Here is an 18,998-nt window from a genome sequence, read left to right on the forward strand (position 1 = left end):
TCTATTTTGAAGTGAGATGGACGATCGGAATGATCATCTCCTCCAAAGATACACCTCCATGCTGAAAAGTATCTTTATAGTAGTTGACATAATAATTGTAATTATTGGGATAGGCGAAGAAATAGTCTTCGACACCAAAGACATAGCAGGAGGAAACATTGAGTTTGGGCAATTTGGCTTCTTCCGGCTTCCGGATTTCAAATACTTTCCCGGATTCAAAATTAAGATTCTTACCCTGCTTGTATCGGAGATTGGTAGTCACATTCTTATCACCGATGATCCGATACGGCTTGTTGACTCGCTTGGTCCCGTGGTCTGTCGTGATGATCACGTCGGCGTCTACTCCTTGAATTTTCTTAAGTAACTCAAACAAACTACTGTGCTCAAACCAACTTTTGGTCAGGGAGCGGTAAGCAGACTCATCCGGAGCCAGTTCGCGGATCATTTTCATGTCAGTTCTGGCATGGGAGACCATATCCACAAAATTGTATACCAAGACATTCAGGTCATTTTGAAGCATGGCGTGAAACTGATCCAAAGCAGCCTTCCCTTGATTTACTTGCAGAATCTTGGAATAGGAAAATTTTGCTGAAATACGGTTCTTTTCCAGATTGATCCGAATCCACTCTTCTTCGAAATTATTTTTCCCTTCATCTGAGTCTTCATCTTCCCAGAAATTGGGATAGAAGCGAGCCATATCCAATGGCATCATCCCGCTGAATAATGAGTTTCGCGCAAATGCTGTCGTAGTAGGTAAAATACTATAGTAGGTCTCCTTTTCCTGCACATTGAAGTATGGCGCTACCAATGACTCAATTTCTTCCCACTGATCCAGTCGGAGATTGTCAATGACGATGAAGAAAAGCGGCTTGCCGGATTTGAGCTTGGGAAGCACTTTCTTTTTCATCACTTGATGTGAAAGGAGGGGTTTTTCCATGTTTTTCTCCTGCATCCAATCTAGATAATTGTCCTTGACGAATCGAGCAAAATTAGCGTTGGCCTCGATCTTCTGGGATTCGAGAACTTCCAGCATGTTTTTATTTTCGGTGGCATCGATCTGCAGCTCCCAATACGTGAGTTTCTTATAGATATTGGCCCAGTCTTCGTGATCCACGGCATCGCCAAATGCCATGCTGATATTCATAAAATCCTGCTGATAGTTCAGCGTAGTTTTTTCGTCTATAAGCTGTCTGTTTTGTAGAATTTTCTTGACAGAAAGCCAGATTTGACTTGGATTTAGAGGCTTGATGAGATAGTCGGCGATTTTGCCACCTATCGCATCGTTCATGATATGTTCTTCCTCACTTTTGGTGATCATGACCACGGGGACCTGCGGTTTGATCTGCTTGATCTGCTGCAAAGTCTCCAAACCTGTCATGCCAGGCATCATCTCGTCCAAGAACACCACATCAAAGTTTTTCTTTTCCACCTCTTCGATGGCATCGACGCCAGAGTTGACAGTGGAGATGTCGTATCCTTTCTGCTGCAAAAAAAGAATATGTGGTTTGAGCAGGTCGATTTCATCATCGGCCCAAAGGATCTGGGGGTTTTGCATGGTTTCTTATTCCTTTTCTTTTAAAATTATAATTACTTTTGGGTAAACAAAACAGGCCTCCTTGAAAAGCCAGAAAATACTCAACGACCCCGTCTATGGTTTTATCACCATTCCGAGTGAGCTGATTTTTACCATTATCGATCACCCTTATTTCCAGAGATTACGCAGGATCAAGCAGTTGGGACTGACAGACTTTGTCTATCCAGGTGCTCTCCATACCCGTTTTCATCATGCTTTAGGTGCTATGCACCTGATGAGTATCACACTGGATAATCTGAGAAACAAAGGCACCGAAATCAGCAACGAAGAATATGAAGCTGCCTTAGTCGCTATTTTGCTTCATGATATCGGACATGGGCCTTTTTCCCATGCTCTGGAATATTCCTTGCTCAAGGCTGTGCCTCATGAGGAACTTTCCCTTATGATTATTGAACTCCTAAATGAGGAGTTGGGTGGCAAATTGGACTTGAGTTTAAGAATCTTTAAGAATCAGTACGAGCGAAAATTTTTCCACCAGCTGGTTTCCAGTCAGTTGGACATAGACCGGCTTGACTACCTCCAGCGAGATTGTTTTTTCACAGGTGTGTCTGAGGGCACGATCGGTGCAGATCGTATCATCAAAATGATGGATGTCAAAGATGATCAGGTGGTAATCGAGGAAAAAGGGATCTATTCAATCGAGAATTTTCTAAGCGCACGAAGGCTGATGTATTGGCAGGTGTATCTTCACAAAACCACCGTGAGCGCCGAAAAAATGCTGATCAATCTGATCCAAAGAGCCAAAGATCTCAAAATCCAGGGAGCTCAGTTTACCATCTCGGATGAATTTGACTACCTCTTAGGCCATGAGCTGACCCTCCAAGACTTCAAGCAGAATCCAAATCTTCTTAAAATATTTCTGGAGCTGGATGATCTAGACATTTGGGGAGCGATCAAGCTTTGGAAAAAAGCTGACGATTACGTGCTGCGGAATATCTCCCAGATGTTTCTTACCCGAAACCTCTACAAAATCTCCTTCAGTAATGAGCCATTTTCAATGGACGAATTGGAAAAATCTAAGGGCAAAGCCTTAGAAAAGCTCCAAATTCCAGAAAGTGATCTCCAATACTTCTTTTCCCATGGAAAAGTAAGCAACTATGGATACCTCATCAAAGACAGGATCAATATCCTCACCAAATCAGGAAAAGTCATCGATGTGGCTCAGGCTGCGGATTTACCGAATATCAAAGTCATGAGTAAAATCGTCGAGAAACACTACATATGTAAAGCCAAAAGTCTATCTTAGACCTTAATTCTTTTAGCTGTATGGAATTTACCCTAGGACAATTAGCCCAACTATTGCAAGGAAAAGTAGAAGGAGATGAAACCCTAAAAGTCAGCCGGTTGGACAAGATTCAAGAAGGTGCTGCAGGAGGAATCAGCTTTCTATCCAATGAAAAATACGAACCCTTCATCTATCAGACCGAAGCCACAGCAGTCATCGTGTCTGAAGGATTCAAAGCAACCAAATCACTCAAAACCAATCTGATACGCGTCAAAGACGCTTATACTGGATTTACTACCTTACTGGAGGCCTATTCTCAGTTTACCAAAGCATCTTTGGTAGGTGTAGAAGAGCCCAGCTTCATGGATCCATCCAGCCAGATCGGAGAACTCCATTACCGAGGAGCTTTTTCCTACATCGGCAAAAACTGCCAAATTGGCAACAATGTCAAAGTACACCCCCAGGCATACATTGGCAACAATGTGAAAATCGGCGACAATAGCATCATTCACGCCGGAGCCAAAATCTATGCGGACACTCAGATCGGCAGTCATTGTGAAATCCATCCCGGAGCAGTGATCGGAGCAGATGGATTTGGTTTTGCACCGCAAGAGGACGGCACCTACAAAGCCATCCCCCAGATCGGCAATGTGATCATCGAGGACCATGTCTCTATCGGTGCCAATGCCACGGTAGATTGTGCGACCATGGGATCTACAGTGATCAAAAAAGGAGCAAAAATTGACAATCAGGTCCAAATAGCCCATAATGTGACGATCGGTGAAAATACCGTCATCGCAGCACAAGCTGGAATTTCTGGATCTACAGAAATAGGGAGCAACTGTGTCATAGCTGGTCAGGCAGGGATTATCGGCCATTTGAAAATCGCAGACAAAACCACCGTCGGTGCAAATACTGGCGTCATAAAATCCATCAAAAAGCCCAATGAGACTGTTTTTGGATATATAGGAATGGATATGAAACAGTTTCTTAAGTCCTATTCCATCTTCAAAAATCTATCAGACCTAGAAAAGCGAATCAAAGAACTCGAAAAAAAGCCTTAATTTTGCGCCCCGAAGCATTTTAAATGGCTGTATCACGAATGAAAGTAAAACAACACACCATAAAAAAACAGGTAGAACTATCCGGAGTGGGTCTTCACACCGGCGTCATTTCCAACATGACTTTTCTGCCTGCACCTCCCAATCACGGGATCAAGTTTCAACGCATTGACATGGAAGGTAGCCCTACCGTAGATGCTGATTGTGATCTGGTAGTGGATGTGTCCCGAGGTACTACGCTAGAGCAAAATGGAGCTCGAGTATATACTGTAGAGCACGTATTGGCAGCCTTAGTCGGAATGGAAATCGACAATGTGCTTATCCAACTGGATGGCCCCGAGCCTCCTATTATGGACGGATCTTCCATCCAATTTATCGAAGTACTTGAAGATGCAGGATTGGAAGAGCAAAATGCTCTAAGAAGATTTTTCGAAGTACAGGAAAGCATCCAATACAAAGACTCATCCCGTGAAGTAGAAATGGTTGCCCTGCCGACAGACAACTATAGAGTCACTGTCATGGTGGATTACAATAGTCCGGTATTGGGAAGTCAGCATGCTTCGATTACGGATATTGGACAATTCAAATCTGAAATCGCTTCGTGTCGAACTTTCTGTTTTCTACATGAGCTAGAAATGCTATACAACTCCAATCTGATCAAAGGTGGAGATTTGAATAATGCGATCGTAGTTGTCGACCGCGTCGTAGAAGAAGCAGAATTGGCCCACTTGGCGAAGATGTTTAACAAGCAGCACGTCGAAGTCAAAAAAGAAGGCATCCTAAACAATGTAGATCTTCGCTATAGAAATGAGCCTGCCCGACATAAGCTACTGGATGTGGTCGGAGACTTGGCTTTGGTAGGGAGACCGCTCAAAGCTCAGATTTTGGCTGCCAGACCCGGTCATGCTGCCAATGTGGCTTTTGCAAAAAAACTAAAAAGAGCCATGGAAAAAGCAGGCTCGTCCCATATCCCTCACTACGACCCCAAACTTCCTCCGGTGATGGATATCAATCAGATCTCCAATATTCTTCCGCACAGGTATCCGTTCCAGTTGTTGGACAAAGTCATTTATCTAGATGACACCATCGTAGCAGGTGTGAAAAATGTCACAATGAACGAACCCTTTTTCTTGGGTCACTTCCCTGGCAATCCAGTGATGCCGGGAGTCTTGCAAGTAGAGGCAATGGCTCAGACCGGTGGAATTCTTGTATTGAGCACTGTCGAAGATCCAGAAAACTACTGGACTTATTTCTTAGGGATAGAGAGCTGCAAATTCAGAAAAATGGTGCTTCCAGGCGATACACTCATTTTCAAATGTGAACTATTGGCTCCGATCCGCCGAGGAATCGCAAAAATGAGAGGTGAAGCCTATGTAGGCAATACACTCGTATGTGAAGCAGTAATGACAGCCAGCATAACCCGAAAAGAATCATGATCAGTCCTCTCGCACATGTAGACCCCAAAGCGCAACTTGGAGAAAATGTCCATGTGGATCCTTTCACCATGATCCACGAGAATGTGATCATCGGTGACAATTCCTGGATAGGCCCTAATGTGACCATTTTTCCAGGTGCTAGAATAGGAAAAAACTGCAAAATTTTTCCCGGAGCTGTGATCTCTGGAATCCCTCAGGATCTCAAATTCCAAGGAGAAGACTCCACCGTCATGATCGGTGACAATACCACCATCCGCGAATGCGTCACTATCAGTAGAGGTACTGTGGATAAGCAGACTACCGTCGTGGGAAGTGATTGCCTATTGATGGCGTATGTCCACGTAGCGCACGATTGTGTGATTGGCAGTCATGTGATCATCGCTAACTCTGTGCAGATCGCAGGTCATGTTTCGATTGATGATTGGGCGATTGTGGGTGGATCAAGTGCTATCCATCAATTTGTGAAAGTGGGAATGCATTCGATGATTTCCGGGGGATCTCTGGTGAGAAAAGATGTACCACCTTTTACCAAAGCAGCTAGAGAACCGCTTTCTTACGCAGGTGTCAATTCACTGGGACTTAGACGCAGAGGCTTTACTTCTGAGTCTATTGCTCATATCCAGGAAGTATATCGCTATCTTTTCCTCAACAGCCTAAATAACAGCAAGGCTCTCGAGGAAATCGAAGTCAACTTGCCAGCCACCAAAGAACGGGATGAAATTCTCAATTTCATCCGCTCATCAGAACGTGGAGTGATGAAAGGCTACTTCAACTAATCATGCTGAAAATCCAAATCGAAGAAGCTTCCAAACGCTTCCAATACGAATGGATTTTCAAAAATCTCAATCTTTCACTTCAAAGTGGAGACAGACTTGCCGTGACCGGGAGTAACGGTTCCGGCAAGTCTACCCTTCTCAAATGCCTCAGCGGTAGTATTCCTCTGACCTCAGGAAAAATCACTTACTCGCTGGACTCACAAGCTATTTCTGATTCTGACTGGTTTAAATCTCTTGCGATAGTCGCTCCTTACATGGAGCTACCAGAAGAGTTTTCGCTTGGAGAGTTATTGGATTTTCATTTCAAATTCAAGAATCCCAAAAACGATCTTTCTAAAGAAAAAATGATCGAGATTCTCTATTTGGACCAGCATATCCACAAACCTGTCGCTCAATTTAGTTCAGGCATGAAGCAACGTGTCAAACTTGGTTTGGCTTTGTTTTCGGATGTGCCTTTGGTGTTTTTGGATGAGCCTACCTCCAACTTGGATAAGAAAGGAGTGAGTTGGTATCTTGATTTAATCGAAGCCTATAGTGCTGAGCAGATACTGCTTATTTGTTCCAATGAACCGAGAGAGTTTGAATTTTGCCAACAAAAAATAAGTTTAGAGGATTATAAGTAGACTCTTCTTTGATCTTCGCTGGAGATGTTTAATTTTAACTAATTAATCTGACTGTATGAAAAAGGCATTATTGTTTTGGGCTTTTATTGGCATTTCCTCCTTGATTTTGATTTCCTGCGGAGGAAGCGATCCAGAACCAGAACCGGAAAAGACTCCTGAAGAAAAGGCTACTGAAGCCCTGACAGGAACCGGGAGCTTGACTTGGACTGTCGCAGGAGGAGGTTCGGTGACGCGAGGCGGCACGACAGTGACGGACTTGTATCAGTCTTTTGAATTGACCTTAAGCTCCACCTCATCTAAAACCTATACCAGCAGTAATAACAACGATCTTTTCGACAATTCAGGCAACTGGACGTTTGCAGGAAGTAATTTCGACAAATTCTCCCTTTCCGGTGCTCAACCAGCAGCTGGCCGTGAGATTTCCTTCACGCGCACCGGTGACAACCTTCGTTTACAATTTAGCATCCCTGTTCCTAGAGCCAGACTGCAAGGAACACATGCCGTCGCAGGCGATTATGTATTCAACTTGATTTTGAAATAAGCAGAGCTTTTGCTCTAAAACAATTCATCCAGATAGCCTTCCGATCGGAGCTTATTAAATATCTCCAAGCAAGCCCACGCATCCGTGGCAGCATAGCGCATTTGCTTTTCGGTGAGCGTATTTGCCTCCCAATTTGAGACCTGTTCAGCTTTGGATATTCTCATTCCCAAAACCATTCCACAGAGATTTCTTACGCCCACATTGTGAAAACCCACTTTTTTCAACTCATCATTGAGGTCAAAAAAGGATTTCGCATAAAAAGTATCGGTCAGCTTTGCCAACCCCTTGATATCATCATGGACCGCAGCACCGATCTTAACAATCGTCTCACGCTCTAAAATATTCCGAATAGAATCAGGAAACCCGACCTCATTGAGTCGGAAAAGAAAGGCTTGAGAAGTCGTAGACAATTGAAGCAAAGAAACCTGGTTGACCACTCCTTTACGAAAGGATGGTTTGGTCTCTGTATCAAAGCCTAGCATGGATTGAGTCTCTAAAAACTCTACCACCTCTTCGACCATTTCCTGATCTTCGACTAGGAAAATTTCACCTTCAAACTGGCCCAAAGGCAGGGCATTTACTTCTTCTTTACTGATTTTAAAAGGGATCATGCGGATAGTTCTTCGTCCTCTTCGTAAAAATTAATTCCGATTTTGAGATAACCATAAAGGATCGTCATAAAGGGGCTAATGATATTGAAAAAGCAGAAAGGAGCATACACCAAGGTAGCAACTCCTAATACGGAAGCTTGAGTCGCTCCACATGTATTCCAAGGCACCAAAACTGAAGTGACCGTCGCCGAATCTTCCAAAGTCCGACTGAGATTCTCCGGTTTCAAACCTCGCTTTTTATAGATATCTGCGTACATCCTACCCGGAACCAAAATAGCCAAGTACTGATCGGATGTGGTAATATTGAAAAACACACAAGTAGCAGCTGTAGAAGCTATAAGCGAACCTACTTTGTGTACTTTTCGGATGACAGCTTCTGCCAAAACCCGAAGCATACCACTTACTTCCATGATACCCCCAAAGATCATCGCACAGATAATCAACCAAATCGTATTGAGCATCCCTCCCATTCCTCTCGTGACTAAGAGTTCATTGACCACATCATTGCTGGTAGTCACTGAGATCTCTCCATACAAAGACATCATCACAGCTTTGAAGCTTTGGTAAGCATAGGAACCTCCTTCATCTGCAATCAATACAATGATCTCCGGCTGAAAAATCACAGCAAAAACGCCTCCTAACAAAGCTCCTACCAACAATGCAGGAATAGCCGGGACCTTTCTGACTATCAAAATCAAGACAACAGCCGGCACAATAAACAGCCATGCGGAAATATTAAAATTCTCAACAATCACAGCGGAAATAGCTTTCACATCATCCACTGATCCATTGGTTTCATAATTGAACCCAATGACTATAAATAAAATCAAAGTGATGATTATTGAAGGCACGGTCGTCTTTGCCATGTGTCGAATATGCGTAAACAAATCAGTACCAGCCATAGCGGGTGCCAAGTTAGTCGTGTCTGACAAAGGTGACATCTTATCCCCAAAATAAGCTCCAGAGATAATGGCTCCAGCGATGATCCCTTCTTCAAATCCCAATGCTTTGCCTATTCCCAGCAGTGCTACACCAACTGTGGCGACTGTAGTCCATGAACTACCAGTGGATACTGATACTACTGCACTGACAAAACACGCAGCAAATAAGAAAATCGTAGGGCTTAGTACCTGAAGTCCATAATAAATCATAGCTGGTACAATCCCACTGAGCAACCAAGTCCCTGCAAGAGCTCCTATTAAGAAAAGAATCAAAATACTGGACATCGCGGAGCTGATACTTTGAATCATCCCATCTTGCAGCGTATCCCAACTAAAACCCAACCTGTATTTGGCGACCAGAGCTGCTACTGCTGCCGATAGTACCAATACGATCTGATTGGAACCAGACAATCCATCCGTCCCAAATACCCTGATATTCAACACTAAAAGGACAATCAAAAAAATCAAGGGAATCAGTGCATCCAGCACTTTGGGATCTCGTATTTTATCTTGCATGTATTATTTGTCGGTGATTTAAGCTTTGAATCTAACCAAAAATATTCAATTCCCTTTGCTCAATAGCTCGCTGAGTTCTTTCCCTGCTTGCCATCCCAGTGCTACTCCCATCCCTCCCAATCGTACTGCGGCGGCTGATCTAGCCCCAATTTTCTGGATGATGGGTGATTTGCTGGGACCAAAAGCCATGATACCTGTCCACTCTTTGTGCCATCGGATAGGCATTCCCGGAAAGATCACTTCCTGAGCCAGCTCCTGTAAGTGTAGCTTGATTTTGGGATTCACTTCAAATTGAGAGTTCTTTTCACCCTGAAAATCCATATTTCTAGCTCCACCCAAAAGCAACCTCCCATCCACTTGACGAAAATACACATAGCCTTTATCCAAATGAAAGCAGCCCTTCCAAGGCACTTTAAAATCAAGAGGTTCGGAAATCATGACAAGCCCGCGACCCGGTTCAATTTGTTCATTTTCCCAAATTTTCGAAGTAAAAGCATTGGTGCACACCGCTATCATATCTCCCTGGAAGACTAGCTCTCGGTTCATTCCTAGCTCCTTTCCCACTACTCTTCCCTGATTTGGATCCAGATCCGGCACCTCTAGCCCTGTTATGATTTTGACTCCAAGCTTTCCTGCAAGTTCCCATAGGGAGGAGACATAGCTGCCCGGATCAAGCTCTCCTTCATACTTGTTTTTGATGACTGCTCTGACTGTCTCGCCAAAGCCTAACTTCCGGTATTTTGGCACTGCAGAATACACTGGCCCCGGAAATACATCCTTCAAAACTTTATTGATCGCTCCAATCTCGTCCATCGCTGCCAACTGCCCCTCTTCTATCAACTCAAATCCCCCATTGGACTTGTAGCTGAGCTTTTTGTCACCAAACTCCTTCCTGATTTTTTGTAATCCTTTGTATCGCCTGGCTACCAGGTCCACCACTTCGTCTTGGGTCATCGTCCAAAAGTCATCCAGAATCTCCGTCAAACTTCCAAAACAGGCAAATCCGGCGTTTTTGGTACTGGCTCCCGTGGGCAAAACGCCTCTCTCCAGCACTAGAACTTTTGCTTTGGGGTGCTTTCTCTGAAAATGAATGGCGGTGGATAACCCGACAAATCCAGCACCGATCACTAGAAGATCGTAGTTAAAAAAATGCTTGTCTTCCCAATAACTAAACATGTGACAAATGGATCAATTTTCGGTGGAGAATTAGTAATTTAAATCCAAATCTTCAGAAAAACACCCAAAATGCCATGAGAAAAATTGACGAATTGCTCCACGAATATGGGTTGAGTCATCAGAACCCCACTAACAAACTGATTCATTGGTTTTGTGTACCCGCAATATTTTTTAGCATTGTGGGTTTGATTTTCAGCATTCCGTCGGACCAGCTTGCGGAGTTTCGTCCGGTACTCGGCAATTTTGCCAATTGGGCCACTGTGATCCTCTTTGTCGTATTGATCTACTATATCACACTATCTGTTCCGCTGGCTTTGGGCATGCTGCTGTTTTCTGCCTTCTGTTTGGCATTCGCAAATTTCCTTGACCTGGCATTTCCTGGAAAACTCTGGATGATCAGTCTGGGGATATTTATTTTGGCTTGGATCATCCAGTTTTATGGCCACAAAGTCGAAGGAAAAAAACCATCCTTCTTAAAGGATATTCAGTTTTTGATGATTGGACCGGCCTGGCTGATGCACTTTGTGTTCAAAAAAGTCGGACTGGCTTACTGATTGTCCTGATCAAAAATCTCACGCAGACGTGCGAGTGAATTCTGGTTTTTGGAAGTGTGAATACTCAAAAGAATAGACTCTTTCTCCTGAGATGTCAGTCTCCAATTGAGCGAAGCACGCTTCATGGTCTCCTGACTTTCCGTCAATTCGCCCACCTGTACGAGCTCTGGAGCGTATTCAAACTCGACTTTCTCCAAATCAAATGGCATAGATTCGGCCATGTAGTTGAACAATACCTCATTCTGGATAGTCTGTACATTGTCCCAATTGGAATAGATATTTTTCAGGGGATTGAAGACCCGTTCAAAAATTCTAGGAGATGGTTTTTCAACTATTTCTGTGGACTTCTCAGAATCCCTAATCGTGACCAGCACCACACCTGATGTATGAGTTTCTATCCAATCTTGGAACACATAGGTAAACCTCAATGCATCCTGAATCCCAAAATTGTCCGACAGTCCTGTATCCATCACCTCCATCACTGGCTGGGAAGGCAACTCTATATTGGGAGTAATGAATGGAAAAGTGGCACTCATTCTCAATGCGGTCAAGAAACGTAGGTTTTCGGCCCCTTGTTTTTCAAAAAATCGCAAAAAATCAATGCTTTGTTTTTTCTCATTTGCTCCCATCCTCCCCATCAAGGAAGTGCCTAAATAAGACATCGAATGAGGGGATATCACGAGTTTGCGCCCGTCATTGGTGATCAGAGAAGTGACCGGCATCAGAGGAATCAGTCCTCGAGACTCTGGCTCACGATAGGCATGTAGCGGCTTGTCCAGAAGCCCTAGGGTGTTGCTGTTAAACTGATTTTCGAATGCAAAGCCCCTATCCTTTAGATATCTAAAGCCATTGTATTCAAACTTTTGATTCCTGATCAAGAGATCATTGACTAGCAAGGTGAAAATGATCGGGTTAAGATTATCCGCCGAAAGCTGATCCAGATAAACCGAGTCGGAAGGATTATAAGCTGAGTCTGACAGAGATCTCAGATATACTTCCCGAAATAACGCCTCTCCCAGCACTCCTCCAGAAGCTCCAGTCATCAACTCCGTGTGACGACTGATGACTCCTCCATTGATCTCATGAAGATGCTGCAGAACATGAAATGTCCAAAGCGCAGATCGCTGTCCTCCTCCACTGGCAGCCACCATGACCAGCTTAGGTTTTTCAGATCCTACCTGAGCTTTCCACTGATTTAAGATTCGGATGGTGTTTTCCCGGTCTTTTCGCACCGTATCTGGATGCAAGAGAAGATCGAGTCGGTCCAGGTGATAGGAAGCCGGAGTCACTGTATAATCCAAGCCAAAAGCCTCATGAGGTCTATTCAGGAAGGAAAAGTTGGAAAAGTAATTGATAAGAACCAAAGCGGAAAAGACAAGCACAGTGGACCAATTTCTCAACCAAAAGCTTACTGCCCCCACCAGCATCACCAGAATAGCCAATAGCAGCGTAGAACTCATTGCCGCTGGCAACTGAAGAATTGGATTTTCCTTAAAAACCCCAAGAAACAAAATGAATAGGATCAGAAAAATCTGGATCAAAAAGAGATTGAGATGATTCTGATCAAAGACTTTGAGGAGCTTTTGTCTTTCGAAACGAGAAATGTCTGGCCGAACCTGTATCAGTCTAAAATTCATTCCTAAATAATACTGAACCTGCTCCTTTTTATCTTTCAACTCCTTATACCTACTCAGGACACTCGCCCTAGTGAGCTTGACCTTCTTAAGCCGTTCATTTACATTTCCGGCAAAAAGAATAAAAAAGTCTTTGTTGGTAAAAGCAAAATAACTGAATATCAAGGCATAGGTCAGGAGAGTTCCTACCAGAAAACCTCCAAAATATCCTGCCACCAAACTTTCGTCTGGAAGGTTATTTTGTAATTGAAAACCGATAAAACGAATGCAATAACACACATAAAAAACCGTCGGAATAATAGAGTTATTGATGCAAAAGTGAATGAATGGCTTACTCACTACAGCCAGAAATGGGAAGTTTCTCCCGTCCATGATATAGGTAGTCATGTGAAAAGCCATCGTGAAGACCGCCAAACCTATCCCCATCAGCAAATAACTCAACCATGAGACCTGATGAAGGTACTCAGGATCCAAAAACAGATACGGGATACCCAGAAGCACTCCAAACTTTTCAAAAATAATCAGGAGCAAAAGCACCCAGACTAGAATAAGAGTGAGGTTCTTCCTTAGATGAAGTAGTAATAATTGAATCGGGAAACTATACCAAAACTTGTTCCTCATAGCCAGCAAACTCACTAAAAGATACGTCTTTTATCCACATTCAAAAAAGATAAATTGAAGAGTATTGAAATTCAGAAACTTACAAAATAAACAATTTTAACCCTGGAATTTAACAGAAAAGGATATGGTCCTTCGGGCGAATAATTTTACCTTCAAACCCCAAATGAAGATGAGATGAGAACCTGGTTTTTATGCAAAGTGAAGTACGCCAAAGAGAACGAACAAGGCTTACTTAAAAATATTTCTGAGCAGTACCTCGTAGATGCTGTATCCTTTACTGAAGCGGAGGCGATTCTATATGATAGACTTGGCTCGCAGATTAGAGGAGACTTTCAGGTCACGGGGATCAGCAAAAGTAACATTGTTGATGTTTTCTTCTATGAAGATGAGGACATTTGGCACAAATGTAAGATTACCTATCTGGTGGCTGATGGAGAAAGTGGCAAAGAGAAAAAGGTCACCCAATACATGATCGTGACAGCAGAAGATGTGAAGCAAGCTTACGAAAGAATCCAAGAAAGTCTGAGCAATATGCTTGTGAGTTTTCGCGTCCCCGACATCAATGAAAGTCCCATCGTAGAGGTCTTTCCATATGAAAGAGATGAAGTGGCTGAGCAACTTCCTCCAGGAAATTTTAGACCTGTCAGTGAAACTGAAGAGTCAGAATAAGAAAAGGCCGCATTTGCGGCCTTTTTCATTTTTAGTAGATAAAATTAATCCTCTACTTCTTCTACCTGTACTATCTCATAGACATCCTTGCCATCTTCTTGCACAGGCATATAATAAGTATCGCCGATCTTCACGTAAGTTTGATCACCGACTTTGACCTCTTCGCCTCCCTCAGGTAGAGCATCTACTACAGCACCTGCCGGTGGGGGTACTACGGTATAGCCTCCATCTGATTTTTCATAATAAGTACCGCCGTAGTAGTAGTTATTTACCGTAGGACTCACTTCTACTTCTTTCGATTCCTTCGGAATTACTTTCACGGTCGCACCTTGAGGAGCCTCTACTACCACATAGCCATCATCAGACTCTACATAGAAAACCCCTTCGTCATAGTGATAATCCTGATTTTCGACCGATACGACGATAGCCGTGACAGCTAATGTGGCTACGAAAAAACCCCATGGATGCCAGACAGGCCCCCAATAAAACGGGGTGTAGGGATGATAATAGTAGGGTCTAAACCACGAGAAGCCAAACCCGCCCCAAACATAGGGAGGGCGTGGATACGGGCGATAAGGTGGTCTATAAGGCCTGTAATTATTGACATGGTTATTTCTGACATTGATATTATTACGACTATTGTTCACATTGATGTTGACATCTCTGCTATTGTCGATATTCACCCGGTTTCCCACATTATTTTTATTTCCTGTGCGATTTCCCTGGATATTATTGACCTTGTTTTGAGTCGACTTGTTGTTCGTCACCCGTTTGGATCCGCCATTGATCGTAGCCCTATTACTTGAGTTTTTAGCAGCAGGCACATTTCTGGTGGAAGTATTTCGAGAGTTATTTGGCCTACTTTGAGTAGTCGGTCTAGACTGAGCTGGACGTGACGTTGTTGTCCGCTGTGGCATTTGTCTAGTGTTTGTGGGCCTAGACATCGTACGTCCACCTCCTGCTCTACCAGCTCCAGCTCGCATTCGCTGAGCTTCTGCATAATCAGGTAATAGGAGCATTCCCAAAACAGAGAGTCCGAGAAGTATATGTTTGAAATTTTTCATGATATGCACTGCTTAGTTTTTTTCAATCCAAGTGATCTGTTTAGCCGCCGGAGGTGGCAAAAATTCAAATGAAGGATCTGGATAGTCCTCATTCACTTTCCATTCAGTAAAGGAAGCCTCCACTTGATGAGCGTATGGGTCTCCTAGATAGGTAATCAAAATCTTGGATGGAAAAAAGTAAAACCCTTCTTCTATCCAAAACTGAACAGTCATCCGCTCATTACTAGCTCCAATATGGAAAAGTGGCTTACCATCGATATGCACCTGACCGAGGTATTCAATTCGGTCCATAGACTCCACGAGTTGCTCAGTAAAATCCGGAAACAAAAAATCGGCAATCGTAAACTCAATATCAAAGCTCTGATACAGCCAATCCAGGGTTTCGATAAGATTATCCGGAGCGGCAGCGGCGGTGTAAATATTATTGAGCAAGGAGTAATAAATCACCTGATCGCCATTGTAAAAGTACAAGTCTGACTTACGCTCCCCCTTTGTATTCACATAAAACTTATTGGGCCCCTTCAGCTTTATTTCGCTGGACTCGAATTCTTTAATGAAAAAATCATCTGAATATGCTACATCTTTCCATATCCTAGTCGTGAAGCCGAGGGAATTAATATCTCCCACCAAAGTACTCATCCTATCCAGGATCCTGACCGCAGTGCTGTCCACTATTTTTTCCTGAGAAAACCCCGGCAGGCATAGCAGAAAGAGACCTAAAAACAATCCGTATCTTTTTTTCATAGTCAAAATATTTAAGCTTTAAGTTAAGCATTCCATTGGATATATTTTAAAATCAAAATAAAGTCTTTGTTTAATTAAAAAGAATTCTTCACTCTTATTAATTAGTGAAAACGACCACTACTCCCCTGTGCCCCCAAGTCAAAAATACTGGAATAAAACAATCCGCAAGGCATCAGCTAAATAGTCTCATCAGATCGATACCAATCTTTTTATTTGCTTTTTAAATACAATTAATTGTATTTTGTATTTATTACTGACTTTTCAAATGAGTAACTTTAAGTTTCTGGAAGTCTTGGCTGAGATGGCCATTACCTCCGAATATTTTATGCAGGTGACATTAGACAGCAAAGGAGATGTGTTAAGCTCCGACTCTGGTCTGGGACCTGTCCCTTCTCTTTTTGAAAAAACTAAAAAACCCATCCACTTTTCAGATTGCTTTTTGTCTTCCGACTGGATCAAATATGAAAGTCACAGACAGAAAGCTTGGAATCTCCACCATCAATCCTTTGCTGTGGAGCTCCAAAAAATAAATCATCCAAGTGGCCAACTTCTCCCAACCAAATGGGAATTCTTTTTTGTAATAGATGAACCGGGAACATGCATTGGTCTAGGACATCCATTGAGCCCGGTTCAGCCATATCACATCCAGTTAGGTGATTTTATCGAACATGAGGAATCCCCTACTCAGATTATAGACAGCTTGCTGGAAAATCGACTCTTGGGTTTCTGGGAATACAGCCCACAAGAAAAAGAAGCCAGCACATTGAGTTCGGGAATTGCTCAGGCCTTGGGTTATTCAGAAGCAGAAATAGCCACAGCTGAGAAAATCTCTTGGGAAAAGCACATCCATCCGGAGGACTATTTCATTTTGGCCAAGGAGCTAGTACTTCATTTCAAAAACTCTGGAGCTATCCCCTTCAAAAAAGAATTCAGACTCTTGACAAAAGGACATCAAATCATTTGGGCTATGGCCTTTGGCAAACCGAATGAATGGGCCAAAGACGGAAGCGCTCAGAAAGTCCAGGGTATCATCATTGATATCACAGAAAAGAAAAAACAGGAACTTTGGCTCAAGGAGCATCATCTTTTTTTGAGAGATTTGGCTTTTCACCAATCCCATACCATGAGAGCCCGTGTAGCCAATATTTTGGGACTTATCGATATTCTTTCTTTGGAGTCACATTCGCTCGAATCACAAAACATGCTGGATCTGATCAAAAAAGAAACTAACCAACTGGATCAAGCGCTGAAAAAGAGCATCAAAGAGTCAGTACAGCAGCACAAAATCTTTGAGGAAGATGCAAAACCACCTTCCCCAACAGACTCTAAAGATTCCGGATTTTCCACTTAGCTTTGAGATAGCCCCAAATCACCTTGGGGCTCATTGCTTTTTTCCTCGACTTGCCTCCAGCATGTCCCACATTTCAGAAGGGATTTGATCCAAGTTGTTAAATTCCCCCGCACCTTTGAGCCACTCTCCTCCATCTATAGTCATCACTTCCCCATTGACATAAGATGAGAAATCAGACACCAGATATGCTGCCAGATTGGCTAATTCCTGATGCTCCCCCACTCTTCCAACAGGCACTTTTTTGGCAGGGTCAAATTTCTTCACCAAATCACCAGGCAGCAACCTACTCCACGCACCCTCTGTAGGAAAGGGACCTGGTGCAATGGCATTGGATCGAATTCCGTATTTGGCCCATTCCACTGCCAAAGAGCGGGTCATTGCCAACACACCTGCTTTGGCAGCAGCCGATGGTACCACATAGCCCGATCCTGTCCAGGCATAGGTCGTCACAATATTCAAAAAAGTACCAGTTTGTTTCTTTTTGATCCAGTCTTTTCCAGCAGTCAAGGTAACTTGGGAAGTTCCTTTGAGGACAATATCCAAGACTGTATTGAATGCATTGGTGGAAAGTCTCTCTGTAGGACTGATAAAATTGCCAGCAGCATTGTTCAATACGACATCTATGGAACCTAAGACCTGATTGGCTTGCGCCCACATTTGCTCCACTTGCTCTATCTCTCTTACGTCACATGCAAGCGGAACTACTTTTCCCCCTGAAGAATTCATCATTTCATCCGCTGTCTTCTCCAGTACATCGAGCTTTCGAGATGTGATGACCACCTGCGCTCCCAATTCTAAAAAATACTCAGACATCGCTCGACCTAAGCCTGTTCCTCCTCCGGTCACCAAGATATTTTTCCCTTTCAAAGCACCTGCTCTGAGCATTCCTTCGTTGAATTTCATAGTAAATTTGGATTTATATCCATCCAATATAAATACTCGGCCTGGTAATTGAAAGTAGAAAATCCAGTCAAACCAAATTGAATATGCGTCAGATTTCAGCTTTTTTGCTTCTTTCAGTGCTACTTTTCAGTGCTTGTACAGAAGATGCCGACAGGACTATTCAGACAAATCTCCCCGTCGAAGCATCTCAACTTTTAGAGACCTCCACTGTCTGGGGAGAAAGTCTATATTTCACACTGATGAGAGCTGTTGATTATCAGATTTTGGGAGACAAAGCAATTCCTGGATGCCCTAGTATCACAGTAGATGGTTCAAGCAGACAAGTAATCTTGGACTTCAGTAATCCAGTGGAATGTGAACTCATAAACCCCGTCGCTCGCACAGGAAAAATCACAATCACCTACAGCCTTGAATCCGGCAACGATGCCAGTTGGCTAGTGCAGTTTGATGATTATCAATACGGCAACACCAAAGTATCCGGAAGCAAAACCTATCAGCAAATAGACGCACTTCACATTCAGGAAAATTTCGAAGCCTTAACCTTCGAAACTGAGTCGGAATTGACTACTAAGCTTACAGGTGAGTTTTATCATGAAATAGACCGTGTATTATTTAGGCTGCTGTCAATTCAGTCAACTGGGACTGCCACGGGAACCAACCCTGCGGGAAGAGAAGTCACTTGGGATGTGACACTGCCTAGACTGACCAATTTATCTTGTCTGGATAGCGGCAACTACTATCCTCAAGGTGGAAAAGAAGCATGGTTAGTCAGCCGGGAACCCAACAAAACAGTTTCTCATTCACTTGAATATCTCCCCAAAGACTCTTGCCAAGTGGATATTTACGGAGTGCTACCCGATGGAAGAAAACTACTTCTCAATCCATGAAAAAATGAGCTGGAAATAGAAAAGCCCTGAATTCTTTCAAATTCAGGGCTTTTTATTTGAATCGTATTAGC

General features: G+C 43.2%; 18 protein-coding genes. 10 read left to right on the plus strand and 8 right to left on the minus strand.

Translation table 11 applies throughout. The annotated features are described in order from the left end of the window. Position 1: 1 nt before the first annotated feature. The gene (porX, locus tag G460_RS0107135; protein WP_026954705.1) at positions 2 to 1,555 is read right to left on the minus strand and encodes a T9SS response regulator signal transducer PorX; all 1,554 of its coding nucleotides are present in this window, start codon (positions 1,553 to 1,555) and stop codon (positions 2 to 4) included. A gap of 61 nt (positions 1,556 to 1,616) precedes the next feature. On the opposite strand from porX, the gene G460_RS0107140 reads away from it, so the two are divergent. The 6 genes from G460_RS0107140 to G460_RS0107165 are packed head-to-tail and all read left to right on the plus strand — an operon-like array spanning position 1,617 to position 7,256. Next, on the plus strand, positions 1,617 to 2,840 hold the full coding sequence (locus G460_RS0107140) for an HD domain-containing protein (RefSeq protein ID WP_026954706.1): 1,224 nt from the start codon (positions 1,617 to 1,619) through the stop codon (positions 2,838 to 2,840). A 20-nt stretch (positions 2,841 to 2,860) separates the two neighbouring features. Next, complete coding sequence (gene lpxD, locus G460_RS0107145) at positions 2,861 to 3,883, plus strand: UDP-3-O-(3-hydroxymyristoyl)glucosamine N-acyltransferase (protein ID WP_026954707.1); 1,023 nt, start codon at positions 2,861 to 2,863, stop codon at positions 3,881 to 3,883. Between the two features lie 38 nt (positions 3,884 to 3,921). Further along, the gene (locus G460_RS0107150) at positions 3,922 to 5,316 is read left to right on the plus strand and encodes a bifunctional UDP-3-O-[3-hydroxymyristoyl] N-acetylglucosamine deacetylase/3-hydroxyacyl-ACP dehydratase (RefSeq protein ID WP_026954708.1); all 1,395 of its coding nucleotides are present in this window, start codon (positions 3,922 to 3,924) and stop codon (positions 5,314 to 5,316) included. Beyond that, on the plus strand, positions 5,313 to 6,092 hold the full coding sequence (gene lpxA / locus G460_RS0107155) for an acyl-ACP--UDP-N-acetylglucosamine O-acyltransferase (RefSeq protein ID WP_026954709.1): 780 nt from the start codon (positions 5,313 to 5,315) through the stop codon (positions 6,090 to 6,092). Before G460_RS0107150 ends, lpxA begins: the two co-directional genes overlap by 4 nt. Before the next feature lie 2 nt (positions 6,093 to 6,094). Then, complete coding sequence (locus G460_RS0107160) at positions 6,095 to 6,715, plus strand: ABC transporter ATP-binding protein (protein WP_026954710.1); 621 nt, start codon at positions 6,095 to 6,097, stop codon at positions 6,713 to 6,715. A gap of 55 nt (positions 6,716 to 6,770) precedes the next feature. Continuing rightward, on the plus strand, positions 6,771 to 7,256 hold the full coding sequence (locus G460_RS0107165) for a hypothetical protein (RefSeq protein ID WP_026954711.1): 486 nt from the start codon (positions 6,771 to 6,773) through the stop codon (positions 7,254 to 7,256). A gap of 14 nt (positions 7,257 to 7,270) precedes the next feature. Here the strand turns inward: G460_RS0107165 and G460_RS0107170 are convergent, their stop codons facing one another. Genes G460_RS0107170 through G460_RS0107180 form a run of 3 tightly spaced genes read right to left on the minus strand, consistent with a single transcriptional unit; the run spans position 7,271 to position 10,500 of the window. Further along, complete coding sequence (locus G460_RS0107170) at positions 7,271 to 7,867, minus strand: 3'-5' exonuclease (RefSeq protein ID WP_026954712.1); 597 nt, start codon at positions 7,865 to 7,867, stop codon at positions 7,271 to 7,273. Continuing rightward, positions 7,864 to 9,324, minus strand: coding sequence for a Na+/H+ antiporter NhaC (gene nhaC / locus G460_RS0107175; RefSeq protein ID WP_026954713.1), 1,461 nt, complete (start codon positions 9,322 to 9,324; stop codon positions 7,864 to 7,866). The genes G460_RS0107170 and nhaC overlap by 4 nt, the downstream gene beginning before the upstream one ends. A 45-nt stretch (positions 9,325 to 9,369) precedes the next feature. Beyond that, positions 9,370 to 10,500, minus strand: coding sequence for an NAD(P)/FAD-dependent oxidoreductase (locus G460_RS0107180; protein ID WP_026954714.1), 1,131 nt, complete (start codon positions 10,498 to 10,500; stop codon positions 9,370 to 9,372). A 74-nt stretch (positions 10,501 to 10,574) separates the two neighbouring features. Between G460_RS0107180 and G460_RS0107185 the strand changes: the two genes are divergently transcribed. Continuing rightward, on the plus strand, positions 10,575 to 11,054 hold the full coding sequence (locus G460_RS0107185; RefSeq protein ID WP_026954715.1) for an Mpo1 family 2-hydroxy fatty acid dioxygenase: 480 nt from the start codon (positions 10,575 to 10,577) through the stop codon (positions 11,052 to 11,054). Here G460_RS0107185 and G460_RS0107190 read toward each other — a convergent pair. Next, complete coding sequence (locus G460_RS0107190; protein ID WP_026954716.1) at positions 11,048 to 13,309, minus strand: patatin-like phospholipase family protein; 2,262 nt, start codon at positions 13,307 to 13,309, stop codon at positions 11,048 to 11,050. The genes G460_RS0107185 and G460_RS0107190 overlap by 7 nt on opposite strands. A 174-nt stretch (positions 13,310 to 13,483) precedes the next feature. On the opposite strand from G460_RS0107190, the gene G460_RS0107195 reads away from it, so the two are divergent. After that, the gene (locus G460_RS0107195) at positions 13,484 to 13,978 is read left to right on the plus strand and encodes a DUF4494 domain-containing protein (protein ID WP_026954717.1); all 495 of its coding nucleotides are present in this window, start codon (positions 13,484 to 13,486) and stop codon (positions 13,976 to 13,978) included. 44 nt (positions 13,979 to 14,022) lie between these two features. Here G460_RS0107195 and G460_RS0107200 read toward each other — a convergent pair whose 3' ends face one another. Beyond that, on the minus strand, positions 14,023 to 15,042 hold the full coding sequence (locus tag G460_RS0107200; protein WP_026954718.1) for a DUF6515 family protein: 1,020 nt from the start codon (positions 15,040 to 15,042) through the stop codon (positions 14,023 to 14,025). Between the two features lie 12 nt (positions 15,043 to 15,054). Further along, entirely contained in the window at positions 15,055 to 15,786 is a 732-nt protein-coding gene (locus G460_RS0107205; protein WP_026954719.1) for a DUF2092 domain-containing protein, read from the minus strand. Positions 15,787 to 16,051: 265 nt separating this feature from the next. Between G460_RS0107205 and G460_RS0107210 the strand changes: the two genes are divergently transcribed. Next, positions 16,052 to 17,137, plus strand: coding sequence for a PAS domain-containing protein (locus tag G460_RS0107210; protein WP_026954720.1), 1,086 nt, complete (start codon positions 16,052 to 16,054; stop codon positions 17,135 to 17,137). 30 nt (positions 17,138 to 17,167) lie between these two features. Here G460_RS0107210 and G460_RS0107215 read toward each other — a convergent pair whose 3' ends face one another. Continuing rightward, entirely contained in the window at positions 17,168 to 18,040 is an 873-nt protein-coding gene (locus G460_RS0107215; protein WP_026954721.1) for an SDR family oxidoreductase, read from the minus strand. A gap of 83 nt (positions 18,041 to 18,123) precedes the next feature. Between G460_RS0107215 and G460_RS0107220 the strand changes: the two genes are divergently transcribed. Next, positions 18,124 to 18,927, plus strand: coding sequence for a hypothetical protein (locus G460_RS0107220; RefSeq protein ID WP_026954722.1), 804 nt, complete (start codon positions 18,124 to 18,126; stop codon positions 18,925 to 18,927). The last annotated feature ends 71 nt before the right edge of the window (positions 18,928 to 18,998 follow it).

It is taken from the genome of Algoriphagus vanfongensis DSM 17529, from assembly GCF_000429465.1.
In the GTDB taxonomy this organism is placed as follows: domain Bacteria; phylum Bacteroidota; class Bacteroidia; order Cytophagales; family Cyclobacteriaceae; genus Algoriphagus; species Algoriphagus vanfongensis.

What these genes read in the sequence shown, in the direction of transcription:
- G460_RS0107160 (WP_026954710.1), top strand. Translation starts at nt 6,095, where the DNA reads ATGCTGAAAATCCAAATCGAAGAAGCTTCCAAACGCTTCCAATACGAA.
- G460_RS0107150 (WP_026954708.1), top strand. Translation starts at nt 3,922, where the DNA reads ATGAAAGTAAAACAACACACCATAAAAAAACAGGTAGAACTATCCGGA.
- G460_RS0107215 (WP_026954721.1), bottom strand. Translation starts at nt 18,040, where the DNA reads ATGAAATTCAACGAAGGAATGCTCAGAGCAGGTGCTTTGAAAGGGAAA.
- nhaC (WP_026954713.1), bottom strand. Translation starts at nt 9,324, where the DNA reads ATGCAAGATAAAATACGAGATCCCAAAGTGCTGGATGCACTGATTCCC.
- lpxD (WP_026954707.1), top strand. Translation starts at nt 2,861, where the DNA reads ATGGAATTTACCCTAGGACAATTAGCCCAACTATTGCAAGGAAAAGTA.
- G460_RS0107200 (WP_026954718.1), bottom strand. Translation starts at nt 15,042, where the DNA reads ATGAAAAATTTCAAACATATACTTCTCGGACTCTCTGTTTTGGGAATG.
- G460_RS0107220 (WP_026954722.1), top strand. Translation starts at nt 18,124, where the DNA reads ATGCGTCAGATTTCAGCTTTTTTGCTTCTTTCAGTGCTACTTTTCAGT.
- G460_RS0107180 (WP_026954714.1), bottom strand. Translation starts at nt 10,500, where the DNA reads ATGTTTAGTTATTGGGAAGACAAGCATTTTTTTAACTACGATCTTCTA.
- G460_RS0107205 (WP_026954719.1), bottom strand. Translation starts at nt 15,786, where the DNA reads ATGAAAAAAAGATACGGATTGTTTTTAGGTCTCTTTCTGCTATGCCTG.
- lpxA (WP_026954709.1), top strand. Translation starts at nt 5,313, where the DNA reads ATGATCAGTCCTCTCGCACATGTAGACCCCAAAGCGCAACTTGGAGAA.
- G460_RS0107190 (WP_026954716.1), bottom strand. Translation starts at nt 13,309, where the DNA reads ATGAGGAACAAGTTTTGGTATAGTTTCCCGATTCAATTATTACTACTT.
- G460_RS0107165 (WP_026954711.1), top strand. Translation starts at nt 6,771, where the DNA reads ATGAAAAAGGCATTATTGTTTTGGGCTTTTATTGGCATTTCCTCCTTG.
- G460_RS0107195 (WP_026954717.1), top strand. Translation starts at nt 13,484, where the DNA reads ATGAGAACCTGGTTTTTATGCAAAGTGAAGTACGCCAAAGAGAACGAA.
- G460_RS0107185 (WP_026954715.1), top strand. Translation starts at nt 10,575, where the DNA reads ATGAGAAAAATTGACGAATTGCTCCACGAATATGGGTTGAGTCATCAG.
- G460_RS0107170 (WP_026954712.1), bottom strand. Translation starts at nt 7,867, where the DNA reads ATGATCCCTTTTAAAATCAGTAAAGAAGAAGTAAATGCCCTGCCTTTG.
- G460_RS0107210 (WP_026954720.1), top strand. Translation starts at nt 16,052, where the DNA reads ATGAGTAACTTTAAGTTTCTGGAAGTCTTGGCTGAGATGGCCATTACC.
- porX (WP_026954705.1), bottom strand. Translation starts at nt 1,555, where the DNA reads ATGCAAAACCCCCAGATCCTTTGGGCCGATGATGAAATCGACCTGCTC.